The sequence below is a fragment of the Thermus sp. H19.2 genome, from assembly GCF_054979525.1.
On the sequence record NZ_CM143429.1, the window covers coordinates 837,631 to 856,190 of the forward strand.

17 protein-coding genes and 3 pseudogenes are annotated in these 18,560 nt (G+C 69.3%); 9 read left to right on the forward strand and 11 right to left on the reverse strand.

All coding sequences use genetic code 11. From position 1 onward, the window contains the following. Positions 1-42: 42 nt before the first annotated feature. From ACY5J6_RS04540 to ACY5J6_RS04580, 9 genes and pseudogenes are all read right to left on the reverse strand, one after another. The gene (locus ACY5J6_RS04540) at positions 43-405 is read right to left on the reverse strand and encodes a hypothetical protein (protein WP_462846171.1); all 363 of its coding nucleotides are present in this window, start codon (positions 403-405) and stop codon (positions 43-45) included. Positions 406-409: 4 nt separating this feature from the next. After that, complete coding sequence (locus ACY5J6_RS04545; RefSeq protein WP_462846172.1) at positions 410-808, reverse strand: diacylglycerol kinase; 399 nt, start codon at positions 806-808, stop codon at positions 410-412. Then, a complete protein-coding gene (gene ybeY / locus ACY5J6_RS04550) occupies positions 763-1,182 on the reverse strand; it encodes an rRNA maturation RNase YbeY (protein WP_462846173.1) in 420 nt (139 codons plus the stop codon). The genes ACY5J6_RS04545 and ybeY overlap by 46 nt, the downstream gene beginning before the upstream one ends. After that, positions 1,139-1,459 (reverse strand): annotated as a pseudogene (locus ACY5J6_RS04555) (PhoH family protein); the annotation flags it as partial. The pseudogene ACY5J6_RS04555 and the gene ybeY, both read right to left, overlap by 44 nt. A 273-nt stretch (positions 1,460-1,732) precedes the next feature. Continuing rightward, a pseudogene (locus tag ACY5J6_RS04560) lies at positions 1,733-2,539 on the reverse strand (LAGLIDADG family homing endonuclease); the annotation flags it as partial. Next, positions 2,528-3,223 (reverse strand): annotated as a pseudogene (locus ACY5J6_RS04565) (PhoH family protein); the annotation flags it as partial. The pseudogenes ACY5J6_RS04565 and ACY5J6_RS04560, both read right to left, overlap by 12 nt. Beyond that, complete coding sequence (locus ACY5J6_RS04570) at positions 3,187-3,567, reverse strand: hypothetical protein (protein WP_462846174.1); 381 nt, start codon at positions 3,565-3,567, stop codon at positions 3,187-3,189. The pseudogene ACY5J6_RS04565 and the gene ACY5J6_RS04570, both read right to left, overlap by 37 nt. Next, positions 3,564-4,541 (reverse strand): flotillin-like protein FloA, encoded by a 978-nt coding sequence (floA, locus tag ACY5J6_RS04575; protein ID WP_462846175.1) that lies wholly within the window; start codon positions 4,539-4,541, stop codon positions 3,564-3,566. Before floA ends, ACY5J6_RS04570 begins: the two co-directional genes overlap by 4 nt. Before the next feature lies 1 nt (position 4,542). Beyond that, the gene (locus ACY5J6_RS04580) at positions 4,543-5,811 is read right to left on the reverse strand and encodes an NfeD family protein (RefSeq protein ID WP_462846176.1); all 1,269 of its coding nucleotides are present in this window, start codon (positions 5,809-5,811) and stop codon (positions 4,543-4,545) included. A gap of 131 nt (positions 5,812-5,942) precedes the next feature. Here ACY5J6_RS04580 and aroE point away from each other — a divergent pair, with 131 nt between their 5' ends. The 8 genes from aroE (at position 5,943) to rnr (ending at position 15,592) form a co-directional block, all read left to right on the forward strand. Further along, positions 5,943-6,740, forward strand: coding sequence for a shikimate dehydrogenase (aroE, locus tag ACY5J6_RS04585; RefSeq protein ID WP_462846177.1), 798 nt, complete (start codon positions 5,943-5,945; stop codon positions 6,738-6,740). Beyond that, the gene (locus ACY5J6_RS04590; RefSeq protein ID WP_462846178.1) at positions 6,737-7,312 is read left to right on the forward strand and encodes an IMPACT family protein; all 576 of its coding nucleotides are present in this window, start codon (positions 6,737-6,739) and stop codon (positions 7,310-7,312) included. Before aroE ends, ACY5J6_RS04590 begins: the two co-directional genes overlap by 4 nt. A 1-nt stretch (position 7,313) precedes the next feature. Beyond that, positions 7,314-9,818 carry a DNA polymerase I gene (polA, locus tag ACY5J6_RS04595; protein WP_462846179.1) on the forward strand — a complete coding sequence of 835 codons (2,505 nt, stop codon included), beginning with the start codon at positions 7,314-7,316 and terminating at the stop codon, positions 9,816-9,818. A gap of 308 nt (positions 9,819-10,126) precedes the next feature. Beyond that, a complete protein-coding gene (glmM, locus tag ACY5J6_RS04600; protein ID WP_462846180.1) occupies positions 10,127-11,440 on the forward strand; it encodes a phosphoglucosamine mutase in 1,314 nt (437 codons plus the stop codon). 9 nt (positions 11,441-11,449) lie between these two features. Next, entirely contained in the window at positions 11,450-11,737 is a 288-nt protein-coding gene (locus tag ACY5J6_RS04605) for a ribosome-binding factor A (RefSeq protein WP_462846181.1), read from the forward strand. Beyond that, positions 11,716-12,114 (forward strand): YbgC/FadM family acyl-CoA thioesterase, encoded by a 399-nt coding sequence (locus ACY5J6_RS04610; RefSeq protein WP_054638705.1) that lies wholly within the window; start codon positions 11,716-11,718, stop codon positions 12,112-12,114. The genes ACY5J6_RS04605 and ACY5J6_RS04610 overlap by 22 nt, the downstream gene beginning before the upstream one ends. Positions 12,115-12,123: 9 nt before the next feature. Then, the gene (locus ACY5J6_RS04615; protein WP_462846182.1) at positions 12,124-13,368 is read left to right on the forward strand and encodes an aspartate aminotransferase family protein; all 1,245 of its coding nucleotides are present in this window, start codon (positions 12,124-12,126) and stop codon (positions 13,366-13,368) included. Position 13,369: 1 nt separating this feature from the next. Then, positions 13,370-15,592 carry a ribonuclease R gene (gene rnr / locus ACY5J6_RS04620; RefSeq protein ID WP_462846183.1) on the forward strand — a complete coding sequence of 741 codons (2,223 nt, stop codon included), beginning with the start codon at positions 13,370-13,372 and terminating at the stop codon, positions 15,590-15,592. On the opposite strand, the gene amrB is transcribed toward rnr, so the two are convergent. Continuing rightward, the gene (amrB, locus tag ACY5J6_RS04625; RefSeq protein ID WP_462846184.1) at positions 15,589-16,701 is read right to left on the reverse strand and encodes an AmmeMemoRadiSam system protein B; all 1,113 of its coding nucleotides are present in this window, start codon (positions 16,699-16,701) and stop codon (positions 15,589-15,591) included. The genes rnr and amrB overlap by 4 nt on opposite strands. Beyond that, positions 16,655-17,950 carry an HD domain-containing protein gene (locus ACY5J6_RS04630; protein WP_462846494.1) on the reverse strand — a complete coding sequence of 432 codons (1,296 nt, stop codon included), beginning with the start codon at positions 17,948-17,950 and terminating at the stop codon, positions 16,655-16,657. Before ACY5J6_RS04630 ends, amrB begins: the two co-directional genes overlap by 47 nt. Here ACY5J6_RS04630 and coaE point away from each other — a divergent pair, their 5' ends adjacent. Further along, the gene (gene coaE / locus ACY5J6_RS04635) at positions 17,951-18,556 is read left to right on the forward strand and encodes a dephospho-CoA kinase (RefSeq protein ID WP_462846185.1); all 606 of its coding nucleotides are present in this window, start codon (positions 17,951-17,953) and stop codon (positions 18,554-18,556) included. It abuts the gene before it with no gap. The last annotated feature ends 4 nt before the right edge of the window (positions 18,557-18,560 follow it).

Genomic DNA, 18,560 nt, shown 5'->3' on the forward strand with positions numbered 1-18,560 from the left:
GGCCGGCCTCCTGCCGACCTCCTTGGCCCAAGGGCCCCTTTCTCAGGTGAGTATACCCCGAAGGAGGATTTCCCTCAAACGCTCGGGCTCCGCCCGGCTGGCGCAGGCCTCGGTGTCCTGGCAGAGGACCAGGTAGCGCAGGTGGGTCTCCCTGCCCCCCACGGGGTGGCGGAAAAAGCCCAGGGCGCTCCCCGAGAGGTGGCGGCGGCAGGCCTCGCACACCTGGGGCCCCCCCACGTGCCCGGGGAGGGGCTCGAGGGCCAGGCGGAGCTCGGGGGGGCCCTTCTCCACGATCACCACCCGGCCCTCCTCGTCCCGGTAGTAGAGAATCTCCCCTAAGGGGAGGAGGTCAGGGGAGGTGCCTGGAAAGAGCTCCAGGATCATCTCCCGCTCTTCGTGGTCCATGCCCCTAGCTTAGTCCAAACCGAGCGAGAAGGGGGGGGAGGAAGAGGTATAGGCCCAGGAGGAAGGCCAGGAAGCTGGCCACCAACACCGCCGCCGCGGCGGTGTCCTTGGCCCGCTTGGCCAGGGGGTGGTAAATGGGGCTTGCCAGGTCGGTGAGGGCCTCGAGGGCGGTGTTCACAAGCTCCAGGGAGAGGACCAAGGCGGCGAGGACGAGGATGGGGGCCAGGTCCACCCCAAGCCACAGGGCGAGCCCCAGGGCCAAAACCCCCAGGAGGACCTCTATGCGGAAGTTCCGCTGGACCCGCCAGGCGTAGGCCAGGCCCTCCCAGGCGAAGGCGAAGGAGCGGAAGACCCCCTTTAGAGGGCGAGGATCCTCTCTTGGACGCGGCGGAACCCCTCCCAATCCTCCTCCTTCTGGTGGTCGTGCCCGAGGAGATGCCAGAGGCCGTGGGCGGCTAGGACCAGCACCTCCTCCTCCAGGGAGGCCCCCCGGGCCTCCGCCTGCCTCCTGGCGGTGTCCAGGCTGATCCAGATGTCCCCCAGGTGGGGGGGCACGAAGGGGTCCCCGGGCTCGTAGTGGGGGAAAGAGAGGACGTCCGTGGCCGCATCCTCCCCCCACCACGCCCGCTTGAGGGCCCGGAGGCGGCGGTCCCCGGTGAGGATCACCGTGACCGCCTTGTCCCCCACCCCGAGCTCCCCCATGAGCCCCTCTAGGGCCCGGCGAAGCCTCGGCCTAAGCCCCCTCGGGGGCCTTTTGTTGGCCACGATCTCCACCACGCTCGGCCTCCTCGTAGGCCTTGATGATGCGGGCCACCAGGGGGTGGCGCACCACGTCGGACTCCTTGAAGTAGACGAAGGCGATGCCCTCGATGCCCTTGAGGATGCGGGTGGCCTCCACGAGGCCCGACTTTTGCTGCTTGGGCAGGTCGATCTGGGTCACGTCCCCGGTGATGACCATCTTGGAGGAGAAGCCCATGCGGGTGAGGAACATCTTCATCTGCTCGGGGGTGGTGTTCTGGGCCTCGTCCAGGATGATGAAGGCGTCGTTGAGGGTGTTGTGGGTAAGGATGAAGTCCTCGGTCACGTAGAGGCCGTCGGGGCTGGCCACCGTGATGCACGCCGCCTCCGCTTCCCCGGCGGGCTCAATGGCCTCCACGAAGCGCATGGGACGTATTCCTCCCGCTTGCTCGTAGACCGCCGCCTTCCGGGCCAAGCGGAAGGGGGAAAGGCCCGGGGGAAGGCGGATGTCCAGGACGTGGCTGTCGGCCCGGTGGGGCACGGCCCGGCCGCGGGCTAAGCCTGGGCGCAGGCGGTGTTGCGGCCGCACCCGGTGGTACGCCACGCCGCCCAAGGAGCGGACCAGGAAGGCCACGTCCTGGGCCAGGCGGGGGGAGGAGGTGGAGAGCTGGACCCGCGCCCTCCGCCCCGCCTGGACATGAACGCTGCCGTCGGCGTCCAAAAGCCCTTGGAGCACGGCCAACCGCACGTCCCACGCGTTCCAGAGGTACGCTTCCGGCACGAAGCGCTCGCCGGAGCGCGTTCCCCAGAGGCCTAAGGCCTGGAGGGCGGCGCTCACCGGGTTGAGGTTTTTCCCTCCCTTGAAACCCAGGGTCAAGGCGTAGTCCACACCGCCCTTGGAGACCACCCTCACCCCCTGAAGCCGGGCGGCGAGGGCTTCCTTAAGCTCGGGGTCGCCGGTGGAGAAGCTCGGCGTGCTGCTGCCCGTAAGGCACCCATCCCCAAGGAGGAGTCCCAAAGCGTAGGGGTCCAAGGGAACGGGGCGCCGGGGAAACTCCACGGGGGCCTGGAGCAAGGGGATCTCGTAGCGGTGCTGGTGGTGCAGGCGGAGGTTATCCCGCATCTCCTCTGTGGTCACTAGGCGGGGAGGGCGCCTTCGCCTCCGGTCCCAAGGGGTGAGGACGGCCCAAAGGTGGTCGGCCGTGGCCCGGGTTTCCACGCCGTCGCTAAAGCGGACCCGGTAGATGGGCTTGACCCCTTGGGGGTGGACGGCCACCACCATCACCGGTACGCCATAGGCCCCCACCACCCAGTCCCCCGGCTGAAGGCTCCCGATGGGGCGGAAGCCTTCGGGGGTGAGCACCGGCGTGTCCACGGGCTGGGCCCTGCCCCGCATGAAGGCCAAGGGCGCCACCTCAATGATTCCAGATTGAAGGTACTGCTCAAACCGCTCGGCATCGATCATGTCGAAGAGGGCGTCGTAGAGGGGCCTGAGGTAGGGGTCCACCTTGGCCTGGATGTCCCCGGGGAGGAAGCCCAGCTTCTCCCCGGCTTCCACGGCGGGCCGGGTGAGGACGATGCGCTTCACCTTGCGGGCCCTGAGGTGGCTCACCGCCATGGCCACGGCCAGGTAGGTCTTGCCCGTCCCGGCGGGGCCGATGCCGAAGGTGATGTCGTGCCGGGCGATGGCCTCCACGTAGCGCCTCTGCCCCGGGGTCTTGGGGCGGAGGCGGCCGGGGAGGGAGAGCTCGGCCTGGGGGGTGGTGGCCTGGTAAAGCCCTTCCCCTTCCAGGGCCAGGGCCACCGCCTGCTCCAGGGTGGGCTCGTCCAGCTCCGCCCCTTGCCGCAGGAGGGCCAGGAGGTCCCGGAGGGCCCTTTCCGCCTTTCCCACCGCTTCCTGGTCCCCCAGAAGCTCCACCGCCTCCCCCCGGGCCACGAGCCTCAGGCGGTCGCCGAAGGCCTCCTTGAGGAGGGCCCGGAGCTTCTTCAGGTTCCGGTCGGCCTGGCCCAGGAAGGCCAGGGCCTCCTCGGACCTCAGGGGGATCACCACCCTTTGGGCTTCTTCAGGATCTCGTGCCATATCACCCCTTTGAGCAGGCTTTGGCGGTCGGTGGTCAGAAGCCTCCTCGCCCCTTTGGCCCTGGGGGCTTCCTCGGGGGCCTCCTCGCGGAAGCGGACCTCCAAGGGGGTGCGTTCAGGGGAGGGGAGGCCCTCGAGGCTCCCTCCCTCTTCCCGTCGGGGCTCGAGGGGAGGGGGCGGGGGCTTGGGCCGGGCCTTGGGCCGGGGTTGGGGTTTGGGAGGGGGCAGGTCCTCGGGGAAACCCGGGGGGGTGGGAGGAGCCCCCCGGCGGGAGAGGCCCTGGAGGGCGGGCAGCACCACGAAGAAGAGGAGGAAAAGGAGGCCTAAGAGGTCGTCCAGGCTCATTCCTCACCCTCGGGCTTGGCCGCCCGGCTGATGGACTCCCGCATGTCGGTGTCGGCCTCGATGTTTTTCAGGCGGTAGTAGTCCATGACCCCCAGGTTCCCCTTCCTCAAGGCCTCGGCCAGGGCCAGGGGCACCTGGGCCTGGGCCTCCACCAGCTTGGCCCGCATGGCCTCCACCAGGGCCCGGTTCTCCTGCTCGGCGGCCACCGCCATGGCTCGGCGCTCCTCGGCCTTGGCCTGGGCGATCTTCTTGTCCGCCTCCGCCTGGTCGATCTGGAGCTGGGCACCGATGTTCTTGCCCACGTCCACGTCGGCGATGTCCACGGAGAGGATCTCAAAGGCGGTGCCCGCGTCCAGCCCCTTCTCCAGCACGGTCTTGGAGATGCGGTCGGGGTTTTCCAGGACCTCCTTGTGGGAGTTGGCGCTGCCGATGGTGGTGACGATGCCTTCCCCCACCCGGGCGATGATGGTCTCCTCCCCCGCCCCGCCCACCAGGCGGTCGATGTTGGCCCGCACCGTGACCCGGGCGGTGGCGAGGAGCTGGATCCCGTCCTTGGCCACGGCGGCCACCATGGGGGTCTGGATCACCTTGGGGTTCACGCTGACCCGCACCGCCTCCAGGACGTCCCGGCCCGCCAGGTCTATGGCCGCCGCCCGGTCGAAGGTGAGCTTGATCCCCGCCTTGTCGGCGGCGATGAGGGCGTCCACCACCCGGTCCACGTTGCCCCCGGCCAGGTAGTGGGCCTCGAGGCGGTCCAACCTCACGTCCAGCCCCGCCTTGGTGGCCTTGATGAGGGGGTAGATGATCTTGGCCGGGGGGACGCGCCTTAAGCGCATGGCCACCAGGGTGAGGAGGGGGACCCTGACCCCGGCCGCCCAGGCGGAGATCCAAAGCCCTACCGGGATAAAGCTGAAGAAGAGGAAAACCAGGACGAGAACGACAAAGGCCAGAAAGAGCACGCCAAGTCCTTCCATATCACGCCTCCACAGGTTCCACCACCACCGTGGGCCCCCGCACCTCCACCACCCGGATGGCGGTGCCCTTGGGGATGAAGCCCCGGTTGGCCACCACGTCCACGCGCTTGGCCCCGAAGCGGGCCACCCCTCCCGGCCTCAGGTCCGTGAGGGCGGTGCCCACCATGCCCACCTCCACCTCCTCCAGGGTGGCGTGGGCCTCGATGGCGCTTTCCAGCACCAAGGCCCGGGCGGGCCTGGTCCTCGGCAGGTAGCGGAAGACCACGAGGAGGCCCAGGCCCAGGGCGATCACGGCGATGGCCATCACCAGGAGGGCGTTTTCCCCGAAGGTGAAGTAGACCGAGGCCAGGATGCTCCCCACGCCCAAGGCCCCGGCGATGCCGAAGCCCGGGAAGAGGAAGGCCTCGGCCAACAGAAGCCCCACCCCTAAGAAGAAGAGGAGGAGTTCAAAGGCCCCGGAAAGCCCCGCAAGCCACCCCCCGGCGAAGTAAAGGGCGAGGAAGGCCAGGCCCAAGGCCCCCATGACCCCAAAGCCCGGGGTGAAGAGCTCCAGGAGGAGGAAAAGAAGCCCCAAGGCGAGGAGGAGCCCGGCCACGGCGGAGCTGGTGAGGAAGCGGGCCACCTGGACCCGGGGGCCGGGCTCGAGGCGGATGGTCTCCGGGGCGAAGCCCGCCTGCCGCAGGGCCTCGGGGAGGCTTCCCGCCTTGGAGTCCGCCACCTTCAGCTCCACCGCCTTGTCGGCGGAAAGGGTCAGGGGCTCCCCCTTGGCGGATAGCCCCGGGACCTCGAGGCTCGGGTCCACCATGGCCTCGGCGAGCTCCACGGGCCTTCCCCTTGCCTCGGCCACGGCCCGGAACTTCCCCTTGAGGGCGGAGATCACCTTTTGGTCCGCGGCCTGGGGCTCCTGGAGGGGCAGGGCCACCACGGGGAGGGCGGCCCCGATCTCCGAGCCCGGGAGCATGGCGATCTGCCTGCAGGAAAGGGCGATGAGGGCCCCGGCCGAGAAGGCGTTTTGCACCACGGCCAGGGTGGGGAGGGGGGTTTGGAGGATGCGGTCGGAGATGCGGATGGCGGCGTCCACCCGTCCCCCGGGGGTGTCGATGAGGAAGGCCACGCCGCTGGCCCCTTCCCGTTCCGCCCGGGCGAGGGCCTGCTCCACGAAGACCGCCAAGGCGGGGTCTATCTCCCCCTGGATGGGGATGAGAAAGGTCTTCCCCAGGGCCAGGGGAAGGAGGAAGGCGAGGGCCAAAAGCCTTTTCACCGTCCCCATTCTATAGGTTTTCCCGGGCCTTGGGTGCCCTGGGCCACGCTAAGTACCCCCCCGCGGTGGGGGCCCCAAAAGGAGTTAGGTAAAGGCCTCCCTGGTGCAGAACCCAGACGCTGGCGCTTATCCTTAGGAGGATGCTGCGCTTCGCCGTCCTGGGCCACCCCGTGGCCCACTCCTTTTCCCCGGCCATGCACGCCTTCGCCCTGGAAAGCCTGGGGCTTCAGGGAAGCTACGAGACCCTGGAGACCCCCCTGGAGGCCCTTCCAGAGCGCCTAGAGGAGGTGCGCCGGGCCTTCCGGGGGGTCAACCTCACCCTCCCCCTGAAGGAGGCGGCCCTGGCGCACCTGGACTGGGTCTCCCCCGAGGCCCAAAGGATCGGGGCGGTAAACACGGTGCTCCAGGTGGAGGGGCGGCTTTTCGGCTTCAACACCGACGCCCCGGGCTTCCTCGAGGCCCTAAGGGCGGGGGGCATTCCCCTGAAGGGCCCCGCCCTGGTGCTGGGGGCGGGGGGTGCGGGGCGGGCCGTGGCCTTCGCCCTGAAGGAAGCGGGGCTTGAGGTCTGGGTCTGGAACCGCACCCCGGAAAGGGCCCTCGCCCTGGCGGAGGAGTTCGGCCTAAGGGCCGTGCCCCTGGAGAAGGCGAAGGAGGCCCGGCTCCTCGTGAACGCCACCCGGGTGGGCCTGGGGGACCCCCAAGCTACCCCCCTCCCGGCGGAGCTCTTCCCGGAGGAAGGGGCGGCGGTGGACCTCGTCTACCGCCCCCTCTGGACCCGGTTCCTGCGGGAGGCCGAGGAAAAGGGCCTTCAGGTCCAGACCGGGCTTCCCATGCTGGCCTGGCAGGGGGCCTTGGCCTTCCGCATCTGGACGGGCCTCCTCCCGGACCCCTTGGGCATGGAGGAGGCGGCCCGCCGGGCCTTGGAAGGGGAAGCGTGAGCCTCACCCTGGCGGACAAGGTGGTCTACGAGGAGGAGATCCAAAAAAGCCGCTTCATCGCCAAGGCGGCCCCCGTGGCCTCGGAGGAGGAGGCCCTGGAGTTCCTGAAGGCCCACCGGGAGCCCGAGGCCACCCACAACCCCTACGCCTACAAGATCGGCCCCCTCTACCGCTTCTTTGACGACGGGGAGCCCTCGGGCACCGCGGGCAGGCCCATCCTCCACGCCATAGAGGCCCAGGGCCTGGACCGGGTGGCGGTCCTGGTGGTGCGCTACTTCGGCGGGGTGAAGCTCGGGGCCGGGGGGCTGGTGCGGGCCTACGGCGGCGTGGCGGCGGAGGCGCTGAGGCGGGCGCCCAAGGTCCCCTTGGTGGAGCGGGTGGGGCTTGCCTTCCTCGTGCCCTTTGCCGAGGTGGGGCGGGTCCACGCCCTCCTTCAGGCCCGCGCCCTAAAGGCCGAGGAGACCTACACCCCGGAGGGCGTGCGCTTTGCCCTCCTGCTTCCTGAGCCCGAGCGGGAAGCCTTTCTTAAAGCCCTCCTGGACGCCACCCGGGGGCGGGCGGCCCTGGAGTAGCATGGAGGCGATTCTTCCCCTCTTCCAACCCCAAGGCCGGGTCCTTCTGGTGGACGGCCATCACCTGGCCTACCGCACCTTCTTCGCCCTAAAGGGCCTCACCACCAGCCGGGGCGAACCGGTGCAGGCGGTCTACGGCTTCGCCAAAAGCCTCCTCAAGGCCCTGAAGGAGGACGGGTACAAGGCCGTCTTCGTGGTCTTTGACGCCAAGGCCCCCTCCTTCCGCCACCAGGCCTACGAGGCCTACAAGGCGGGGAGGGCCCCGGCCCCGGAGGACTTTCCCCGGCAGCTCGCCCTCATCAAGGAGCTGGTGGACCTCCTGGGCCTCACCCGCCTCGAGGCCCCCGGCTACGAGGCCGACGACGTCCTGGCGAGTCTGGCCAAGAAGGCGGAAAAGGAGGGGTACGAGGTGCGCATCCTCACCGCTGACCGGGACCTTTACCAGCTGGTCTCCCACCGCATCGCCGTCCTCCACCCCGAGGGCCACCTCATCACCCCGGAGTGGCTTTGGGAGAAGTACGGCCTCAGGCCGGAGCAGTGGGTGGACTTCCGCGCCCTCGTGGGGGACCCCTCCGACAACCTCCCCGGGGTGAAGGGGATCGGGGAGAAGACCGCCCTCAAGCTCCTCAAGGAGTGGGGCAGCCTGGAAAACCTCCTCAAGAACCTGGACCGGGTGAAGCCGGAAAGCGTCCGGGAGAAGATCCAAACCCGCCTAGAAGACCTAAAGCTCTCCCTGGAGCTCTCCCGGGTGCGCGCCGACCTTCCCCTGGAGGTGGACTTTCAAGGGCCCAAGGAGCCTGACCGGGAGGGGCTTAGGGCCTTTTTGGAGAGGCTGGAGTTCGGCAGCCTTCTCCACGAGTTCGGCCTCCTGGAGGCCCCCGCCCCCCTGGAGGAGGCCCCCTGGCCTCCGCCCGAGGGGGCCTTCGTGGGCTTCCTCCTCTCCCGCCCCGAGCCCATGTGGGCCGAGCTTCGGGCCCTGGCCGCCTGCAAGGAGGGCCGGGTGCACCGGGCAGGGGACCCCTTGGCGGGGCTTAGGGACCTCAAGGAGGTCCGGGGCCTCCTCGCCAAGGACCTCGCCGTCTTGGCCTTGAGGGAGGGGCTGGACCTCCCGCCTTCGGACGACCCCATGCTCCTCGCCTACCTCCTGGACCCCTCCAACACCACCCCCGAGGGGGTGGCGCGGCGCTACGGGGGGGAGTGGACGGAGGACGCCGCCCACCGGGCCCTACTCGCCGAAAGGCTCCAGCAAAACCTCCTGGAGCGCCTTAAAGGCGAGGAGAAGCTCCTATGGCTCTACCGGGAGGTGGAAAAGCCCCTCTCCCGGGTCCTGGCCCACATGGAGGCCACCGGGGTACGGCTGGACGTGGCCTACCTGCAGGCCCTTTCCCTGGAGCTCGAGGGGGAGATAAGGCGCCTCGAGGAGGAGGTCTTCCGCCTGGCGGGCCACCCCTTTAACCTGAACTCCCGGGACCAGCTGGAGCGGGTCCTCTTTGACGAGCTCGGCCTTCCCGCCATCGGCAAGACGGAGAAGACCGGCAAGCGCTCCACCAGCGCCGCGGTGCTGGAGGCCCTACGGGAAGCCCACCCCATCGTGGAGAAGATCCTCCAGCACCGGGAGCTCACCAAGCTCAAGAACACCTATGTGGACCCCCTCCCGGGCCTCGTCCACCCGAGGACGGGCCGCCTCCACACCCGCTTCAACCAGACGGCCACGGCCACGGGAAGGCTTTCTAGCTCCGACCCCAACCTGCAGAACATCCCCGTGCGTACCCCCCTGGGCCAGCGGATCCGCCGGGCCTTCGTGGCCGAGGAGGGATGGGTGCTGGTGGCCCTGGACTATAGCCAAATAGAGCTCCGGGTCCTCGCCCACCTCTCCGGGGACGAGAACCTGATCAGGGTCTTCCAGGAGGGGAAGGACATCCACACCCAGACCGCAAGCTGGATGTTCGGCGTTCCCCCGGAGGCCGTAGACCCCCTGATGCGCCGGGCGGCCAAGACGGTGAACTTCGGCGTCCTCTACGGCATGTCCGCCCACCGGCTCTCCCAGGAGCTTGCCATCCCCTACGAGGAGGCGGTGGCCTTCATCGAGCGCTACTTCCAGAGCTTCCCCAAGGTGCGGGCCTGGATAGAAAAGACCCTGGAGGAGGGGAGGGAGCGGGGCTACGTGGAGACCCTCTTCGGCAGGAGGCGCTACGTGCCCGACCTCAACGCCCGGGTGAAGAGCGTCCGGGAGGCCGCGGAGCGCATGGCCTTCAACATGCCCGTCCAGGGCACCGCCGCCGACCTCATGAAGCTCGCCATGGTGAAGCTCTTCCCCCGCCTGAAGGAAGGGGGGGCCCGGATGCTCCTCCAGGTCCACGACGAGCTCCTCCTGGAAGCTCCCAAAGGCCGGGCCGAGGAGGTGGCCGCCCTGGCCAAGGAGGTCATGGAGGGAGCCTTTCCCCTCGCCGTGCCCCTGGAGGTGGAGGTGGGGATGGGGAAGGACTGGCTTTCGGCCAAGGAGTAGGGGTTGGCTCCGAAGCTTAAAGAAAGGCCAGGGGGTTTTCCCGGAGGAAGGTTTCCAGGGGAATGCCCCCTGGGCCCAGGAGAAGGCCCTTCCCCCCGAAGGCCTGGGTGAAGGCTTCCAGGCCCTTGGTTCTCTTTGAGGGGGCGCTTTTGACCTCCAGGGCCAGGAGGCGCTTTCCCTTTTTCGGGGGATTTTGCTCAGCACGCTGAGTATTTTTGCTCAGTGTACTGAGTAAATCAGGGCCTAGGCCCCGGTGGAGGGCTTGCCCCACCCGCCCCAGGGGCCCTGGCCCTGGTATAGTGGCCCCCGTGAGGCGCTACTTCGGCACCGACGGGGTGCGGGGGGAGGCGGGAAAGCCCCCCTTGACCCCGGAGTTCGTCCTAAAGCTCGGCCAGGCGGCGGGGGCCTATTTCCGGGCCCAGGAGGCCAAACCCGTGGTCCTCCTCGCCAAGGACACCCGGGAGTCCTCGGACCTATTGGAGGCCGCCCTGGCGGCGGGGCTTATGAGCCAGGGGGTCAGGGTGGAGCACCTGGGGGTCCTCCCCACCCCGGGGGTGGCCCACCTCACCAAGGCCCTCAGGGCCACGGCGGGGGCGGTGATCTCGGCGAGCCACAACCCCTACCAGGACAACGGCATCAAGTTCTTCGGGCCCACGGGGGAGAAGCTTCCCGACGAGGCGGAGGAGGAGATAGAGCGCCTTCTCCTGGAAGACCACCCCACCCGGGGGATCGGCACCGTGGGGGACTTCCGGGAGGCGGAGCGGCTTTACCTGGACTTCCTCCTGGCCCACGCTCCGGACCTCACGGGGCTAAAGATCGGCCTGGACCTCGCCCACGGGGCCACCTACCGCATCGGCCCCAAGCTCTTCCAGAGGGCGGGGGCCGAGGTCATGGCCTTCTTCAACACCCCGGACGGCAGGAACATCAACCGGGCCTGCGGCTCCACCCACCCCGAGGCCCTGGCCCGCTTCGTGGTGGAGCTCGGGCTGGACCTGGGCCTGGCCTTTGACGGGGACGGGGACCGGGTGCAGTTCGTGGACCGCAAGGGGCGCCTCTTCCACGGGGACCACGTCCTCTACCTCGCCGCCTTGGCCTTTGGGGAAAAGGGCGTGGTGGGGACGGTGATGAGCAACATGGGCCTCGAGGTGGCCCTAAGGGAGCGGGGCCTCGCCTTCCACCGGGCGGCGGTGGGGGACCGGTACGTCCTGGAGAAGCTCAAGGAGACGGGCCTCGCCTTGGGAGGGGAGCCCTCGGGGCACGTGATCTTCCTCCGCCACCACACCACGGGGGACGGCCTCCTCACCGCCCTCCTCACCCTGAAGGCCCTAAGGGCCCTGGGCGGGGATCTCGCCGACTGGTACGAGGCGCTTCCCCTCTACCCCCAGGTGCTCCTCAACGTGCGGGTTTCCGACAAGGCCAGGGTGATGGCGGACCCGAGGCTTGGGGAGGCCCTCCGGGAGGCCGAGGCCCGCCTGGGGGGGAGGGGCCGGGTGAACGTCCGCCCCTCGGGGACCGAGCCCCTCATCCGGGTGATGGTGGAGGCGGAGGAGGGGGCGGAGGAGGTGGCCCGGGGGCTCGCCGAGGTGGTGGCCTCCTTGGACCGGGGGCAGGGGCCGGGGTAGGATGGGGACGTGAGCTACGGGAAGGCCCACCTCGAGGAAAGGCTCCTTCGGGCCCTGGCCGAGGCCGTGGGGGAGCTCGAGGACCCGAGGCTTTTCCTCCTCACGGTGGAGGCGGTGCGCCTCTCCCCGGATGGCCGGGTGCTTTCCGTCTACGTGGAGGCCTTCCGGGAGGAGGAGAGGGCCCTAGAGGCCCTGCGCCACGCAAAGAGGCGGCTTCTTGCCGCCCTGGCCAAGAGGGTGCGCCTGCGCCACCTGCCCAGGCTGGAGTTCTTGCCGTGGAAAGCGTTACCCGCATAAAGGTCCGCTACGCCGAGACCGACCAGATGGGGGTGGTCCACCACTCGGTCTACGCCGTCTACCTCGAGGCCGCCCGGGTGGACTTCCTGGAGCGGGCCGGGCTTCCCTACCACCGGGTGGAGGCGAGGGGGGTCTATTTCCCCGTGGTGGAGCTTGGCCTCACCTTCCGCGCCCCGGCCCGCTTCGGGGAGGAGGTGGAGGTCAGGACCCGCCTCGCGGAGCTCTCCTCCCGGGCCCTCCTCTTCCGCTACCGGGTGGAGCGGGAAGGGGTCCTTTTGGCCGAGGGCTTCACCCGCCACCTCTGCCAGGTGGGGGGGAGGGCGGCCCGCATCCCGGAGGAGATCCACCGGGCCTTGAGCGTGCTACACTTAGGGTAGCATTGGGGCATGGACTTGGACGCCTTCGCGCTCTTTGAACGCCACATCAACCCCGGCCTCGCGGGCCTTCTCCGCTTCACCGGCCTTGACCGGGTGGAGTCCCACGCCGAAGGCCCCTACGTCTGGGACACGGAGGGCAGGCGCTACCTGGACTTCCTGGGCCTCTACGGCACCCTGAACCTGGGCCACCGCCACCCCAAGGTGGTGGAGGCGGTGAAGCGGCAGCTTGACCGCATGCCCATGTCCGTGCGGGTCCTGGTTTCCGAGCCCACGGCCCGGCTTGCCGCAAGGCTCGCCGAGATTACCCCCGAGGGCCTGGAGATGGTCTTCTTCGGCAACTCGGGGGCCGAGGCGGTGGAGGCGGCCATCAAGCTGGCCCGGGCTTACACCGGCAAGCCCGGCATCGTCACCACCCAAGGAGGGTTCCACGGCAAGACCATGGGGGCGCTTTCCCTCACCCCCAAGCCCGAGTACCAGGACCCCGCAAGGCCCCTCCTCCCCGGCGTCAAGGTGGTGCCCTATGGGGACCTAAAGGCCTTGGAGGCGGCCATAGACGAGGACACGGCGGCGGTGATCGTGGAGCCCATCCAGGGGGAAGGGGGGATCCGGGTGCCCCCCGAGGGGTACCTAAGGGGCGTGCGGGAGCTTACCCGGGAAAAGGGCGTCCTCATGATCGCCGACGAGGTGCAGACCGGCCTCGGCCGTACGGGAAGGCTCTTCGGGGTGGACTGGGAGGGGGTTTCCCCGGACCTCATGACCCTGGCCAAGGCCCTGGGGGGCGGGGTGATGCCCATCGGGGCCTGCGTGGGGAGGAGGGAGGTCTTTGAGGTCTTCAAGAATAACCCCCTCTTCCACTCCTCCACCTTCGGGGGGAACCCTCTGGCGGCGGCGGCGGCCCTCGCGGCCATTGAGGTGACCCTGGAGGAGGACCTCCCGGGCCGGGCCCTGGAGCTCGGCGGGTACCTGATGGAGGGCCTAAAGGCCCTGAAGGGGCGCTTCCCCCACCTCATAGAGGACGTGCGCGGCCGGGGGCTCATGCTGGGGGTGGAGTTCACGGACGCCGACATCGGCGCCCTGGCGGTGGCGGAGATGGCGGAAAGGGGCGTCCTCACCGCCTTCGGGCTGAATAACCCCAAGGTGGTCCGCCTCGAGCCCCCCCTGATCATCGGCAAGGAGCACGTGGACGAGGCCCTCGCCGCCTTCTCGGAGGCCCTTGAGGCCACGGAAAAGGCCCTCGAGGGCCTTCTAGGATAGAATGCAGGAAACGCTGCTGGAGTTTTTCAAAAAGACCGGGAAGCCCCACCGACTCGAGGAGATCCTTCACCGCTTTGGACTTTCCAAGAAGGAGGCCAAGGGCTACCTGGGAGCCCTGGTGCGGGAAGGCCTCCTGGAGAAAAGGGGAAGCCGCTACTTCCTCCCCCAAAGGGTCCAGGGGCCCATCAGCCTCCACCGGGACGGGTACGGCTTCGTCCGCCTCTCCGAGGGGGACCTCTTCATCCCCCCGGGCTACACGGGGGACGCTTGGCCGGGCGACCTGGTGGAGGCCCGCCTCATGCCCCCGGGGCGGGACGGGAGGCCTTGGGGGGCGGTGGAGCGGGTCCTCAAGCGGGCCCGGGATCGGGTGGTGGGAAGGCTGGACTTCCGCAAGGGGTACGCCGTCCTCCTCCCCGACGAGCCCGGGCTCCCTGAACTCAGGCTCCTTCCTAAGGGGCTGGAGGGCCTAAAGCGAGGAAGCCGCATCGTGGCGGAGGTCCACTACGGCAAGCGCCCCTACGGGGAGTTTTTGGCGTACCTGGGGGAGGGGGAGGCCCCCGAGACGGAGACGGAGGCCGTCATCGCCAAGTACGGCCTCCGCGCCCAGTTCCCCGAGGAGGTCTTGAGGGAGGCCGAGGCCATTCCTCTGCAAATCCCCGAGGAGGAGCTTAGGCGGCGGGAGGACTTCAGGGGCCTTCGGGTCTTCACCATAGACGGGGTGGACGCCAAGGACTTTGACGACGCCATCCACGTGGAGCGCCTGCCCAAGGGCTACCGCATCGGGGTCCACATCGCCGACGTCTCCCACTACGTCAAGGAGGGGAGCCTCCTGGACCAGGAGGCCTTCCTAAGGGGCACCAGCGTCTACCTCCCGGGGCGGGTCCTCCCCATGCTTCCCGAGAGGCTTTCCAACGGGGTCTGCTCCTTGAAGCCGGGGGAGGACCGCCTGGTCCTCTCCGTTTTGGTGGACCTCACGGAGGACCTGAAGGTCAAGCGGGTGCGCTTCGCTGAAGGGGTCATAAGGAGCGTGGCCCGCCTTACCTACACCGAGGTGGAGGCCTTCGCCGAGGGGTTTGGCCTTTCCGAGGAGCACGCCTTCCTGGCCGAGGACCTCTCCCTTCTCCTGGAGCTCACCCAGAGGATGCGGAAGAAGCGCCTGGAAGAGGGGGCTTTGGACTTCAGCTTTCCCGAGGTGAAGGTGGAGGTGGAGGAGGGGGTGCTCCACCTCATCCCCCAGGCGGAGCCCAGGGCCAGGAGCCTCATCGAGGAGCTCATGCTCCTCGCCAACCGCCTGGTGGCCGAGCACCTGGTGAGGAAGGGGCTTCCCGCCCTCTACCGGGTGCACGAGGAGCCCTTAGAGGAGGCCTACGAGAAGCTCCGCCTGGCCTTGGCCCGGCTGGGCTACGCCCTCCCCGAGAAGGTCTCCTCCAAGGCCCTGCAACGGGTGCTCCTGGAGGCCAAGGGCCGCCCGGAGGAGCCCGTGGTGGCGGGCCTGGTCCTGCGCTCCCTGCGGCTTGCCCGCTACGCCGCCGAGAACCTGGGCCACTTTGGCCTGGCCATGGAGCACTACCTGCACTTCACGAGCCCCATCCGCCGCTACCCGGACCTGGTGGTCCACCGGGTGCTTCGGGCCGCCCTGAGGCGCACCCTTACGGAGAGGCGGAAGGAGCGCTGGGTGAAGGAGTTCCCCGCCATCGCCGACCACGCCTCGGAGATGGAGCGGAAGGCGGAGGCCGCCGAGCGGGAGCTCACCAAGTACTACATGGCCAAGTGGGCCGAGCTCCACCTGGGGGAGCGCTTTTTGGGGAAGGTCACCGGGGTGGCGAGCTTCGGGGCCTTCGTGACCCTACCTAACGGGGTGGAGGGGCTGGTGCGCCTCGAGGCCTTGGGGCCTTACACCTACAGCGAGGAGGCCCTGGCCCTTCTGGGCCCCAAGGGGAAGCGGATCCGCCTGGGGGACGAGATGGAGGTGGTCATCCTCCGCAGCGACCCCAGGCTCCGGCAGGTAGATCTGGTGCCCTATGTGGAAGAGGCTTCCACGAAGCCCAAGGGAAAGGAGGTGGACATGCGCAAGGTGGTAGGACCCCCTAAGGACAAGGCCCGGGACACCCGCCCCGAGCGGGCCACGGTGCACAGCGTCTATTTCGGCGAGTGGGCCCCCAAGGAGGCCCGGGAGGAAAACCGCCCGGTGAGAACCCGGGCCCGCAGGAAGCGGCGCCGCTAGAGGGCCAGGGTCCCCGCCCCCACGGCGCTCAGGGTGGGGGCCTCGAGGTCCAGGCGGTGGGCCAGGACCTTCCCCTTCCTTCCCCGGAGGAGGGGGAGGAGGCTTCCCACCACCTCCACCCCGTCTATGCGGGTGGGGTTGGCCCCGAGGAAGGCCAGGGCGGCCTCCGGCTCCCCTTCCGCAATCCTTTGCAAAAAGCCCAGGTCCCGCCTCCTCGCCTCCTCCGCCAGGGGGCGGGTGAGGGGAGGGTCGCCGAAGCGGGGTCCCACGTGGGAGAGGTCCACGGCGAGGACCAAGAGGCCCGGGAAGTCCCGCATCGCCGCCTTCAGGGCCTCCCCGAGCTCCGGGCTTCGCCTCCCCACCAGGAGGGGGAGGACCTTGGCCTCGGGGAACCGCCCCTTCAGGAAGAGGAGGGGAAGCTCCAGGCTGTGCTCCTCCCGGAAGGCCAGGGGGGTGTTGAAGAGCTCAAAGGGAAGGAGGGCGTCCAGGGCCTGAAGGGCGGAAAGGTCCGGCAGGGCGGGGCCAAAGGGGGTCTGGAAGGGCACGGGGAGGGCGGCGGCCCCCTCCTTAAGCGGCCTGTGGGCGACCCCCACCAAATAGATGCGCTCGGGGGGCGGGGTCTTTTCCAGGACGGCCAGGGCCGCCCCGTAGACCTCGGGGACGCGGGAGGGCTCCAGGTGGGGCATGAGGAGGACCCGGGCTTCTTCGCCTTCCCCCGGGTGGCTCGCCCGGAAGGCCTCGAGGAAGGCCCGGGCCTCCCGCTCGCCCTCTGGGTAGGAGAGCCCGGCGAGGCGCATGGGCCGCTCCCGCCTTAGTCTTTCTTCCTCCTCCCTAAGCCTCGCCTCCACCTCCTCCGTGAGGAGGAGGCCCGCCTCCTCCAGGGCCTTCGCCAGGTCTTCCAGCTCCTTCCTCGGCACCAGGACCCCGTGGCGCTTGAACACCTCCTCCTGCACCTCCTCCAGGGTCCTCCCCTCCATGAGGGAGAGGAGGAGGAGCCCCCCTTCCGTGAGGGCCAGGGGCTTCTCGTAGACCCCGTAGGGGTCGGAGACCAGAAAGCCCCCCTCAATGGGGGTGATCTGGGGTTCCCGAAGCCTGAGCCTCCCTTCCACCCCTCCAATATAGGAGAAAGGCCCGGGCCTCCTCCTTGGTCCCCACCCGGCCCTCCGCCTGGGCCTCGAGGAGGGCCTGTAGGGCCCTTCCCACCTCGGGGCCTTCCCGGAGGCCCAGGAGGGCCATCACCTCCTCCCCGGAGAGGAGGGGCCTTTGCGGAAGGGGTTCTTGGAGGGCCTCCTGGTAGCTCCCCAGCACCTCCCAGGCCTCCCTTTCCACGCCCCTCGTGGCCAGGCGGTCCGCCGCCATCAGGTAGACCAGGTCGGGGAGGAGGTCCTGGCGCCTCAGGAAGAAGCGGCGCAGGGCCTTCCTCTCCTCGGGGAGGCGGTCCATGTGGCGGCGCACCAGGCCCGCCGCCCGCTCCACCGTCTCCTTGGGAAAGCGGAGCCAGGAAAGGGCGGAGCGGGCGATCTCCGCCCCCACCTCGGCGTGGCCCAGGAAGCGGAAGCGGCCCACCTCGAGGTCAAAGCGGCGGGTAAGGGGCTTGCCCACGTCGTGGTAGAGGGCGGCGAGGCGGGTCTCCAGGGGGGCCTCGGGCCAAAGCCAGAGGAGGTGGAAGACCACGCTTAGGGTGTGCTCCCAGGCCGTCAGGTGGTGCACCCCCCCCTGCTCCAGGCCCACGAGGAGGGCGAGCTCGGGGAGGTAGACCCCAAGGAGCCCCACCCTTTGCAAAAGGCGGAGGCCGAAGGCCGCCCTGGGGGAGAGGAGGAGCCGCGCAAGCTCTTCCCTCACCCGCTCCCGCGCGGGGAGGGCCTCGGGGTGGGCCTGGAGGAAGCGGGCGTGGCGGGCGAGGGCCCTTTGGCTTTCCTTAGGGAGCCCAAGCCCCAAAGAGGCGGCGAGGCGCACCCCCCGGAGGCTTCGCAGGTGGTCCTGGTAGAGGTTCTCCTCCCGCAGGGGGACCAGGACCCGCCTTCTCAGGTCCTCCTCCACCCCCCTTAGGCCGAAGACCGCCCCCCCCTTCCAGAAGAGGGCGTTCATCCGGTAGTCCCGCCGGAGGAGGTCCTCCTCTGGGCTTCCTTCCAAGGGGGTGAAGTCCAGGGTCCTCCCTCCCAGCACCAGGCGGTAGTGGCCCCGTTTGGGGTCCAGGGGAAAGAGGCTTCCCCCGAGGCGCCTTTGCGCCTCCCGAGCCGCCTTTTCCGGGTCAAGGGCGGCGTAGTCCAGGTCCTTTGGCCTCCTCCCCAGGAGGAGGTCCCGCACCGCCCCGCCCACGGGGAAGGCGTCCTTGGGGGTATAAAAGGGGAAGTCCATATGGGCCACGAGGCGAAGCACCCCATCATTATCGGCATCACCGGGAACATCGGCAGCGGCAAGAGCACCGTGGCCGCCCTCCTCAGGGCCTGGGGCTACCCCGTCTTGGACCTGGACGAGCTCGCCGCCCGGGCCCGGGAGAACCAGGAGGAGGAGCTGAAGCGCCTCTTCCCCGAGGCGGTGGTGGGGGGGAGGCTGGACCGGAGGGCCCTCGGCCGGTTAGTCTTTTCCGACCCGGGGAGGCTCAAGGCCCTCGAGGCCGTGGTCCACCCGGAGGTAAGGCGGCTTCTTATGGAGGAGCTTTCCCGCCTCCAGGCCCCCCTGGTCTTTCTGGAGATCCCCCTCCTCTTTGAGAAGGGGTGGGAGGGGAGGCTCCACGGGACCATCCTGGTGGCGGCCCCCTTGGAGGAGCGGGTGAGGCGGGCGATGGCGCGCTCGGGGCTATCCCGGGAGGAGGTCCTGGCCCGGGAGCGGGCCCAGATGCCCGAGGAGGAGAAGCGCAAGCGGGCCACCTGGGTCCTGGAGAACCGGGGAAGCCTGGAGGAGCTTCGGGAAGGGTTGCGAGGCCTCCTTGCGGAGATCCGGGCCCGTTTTGGGCTATCCTGAACCC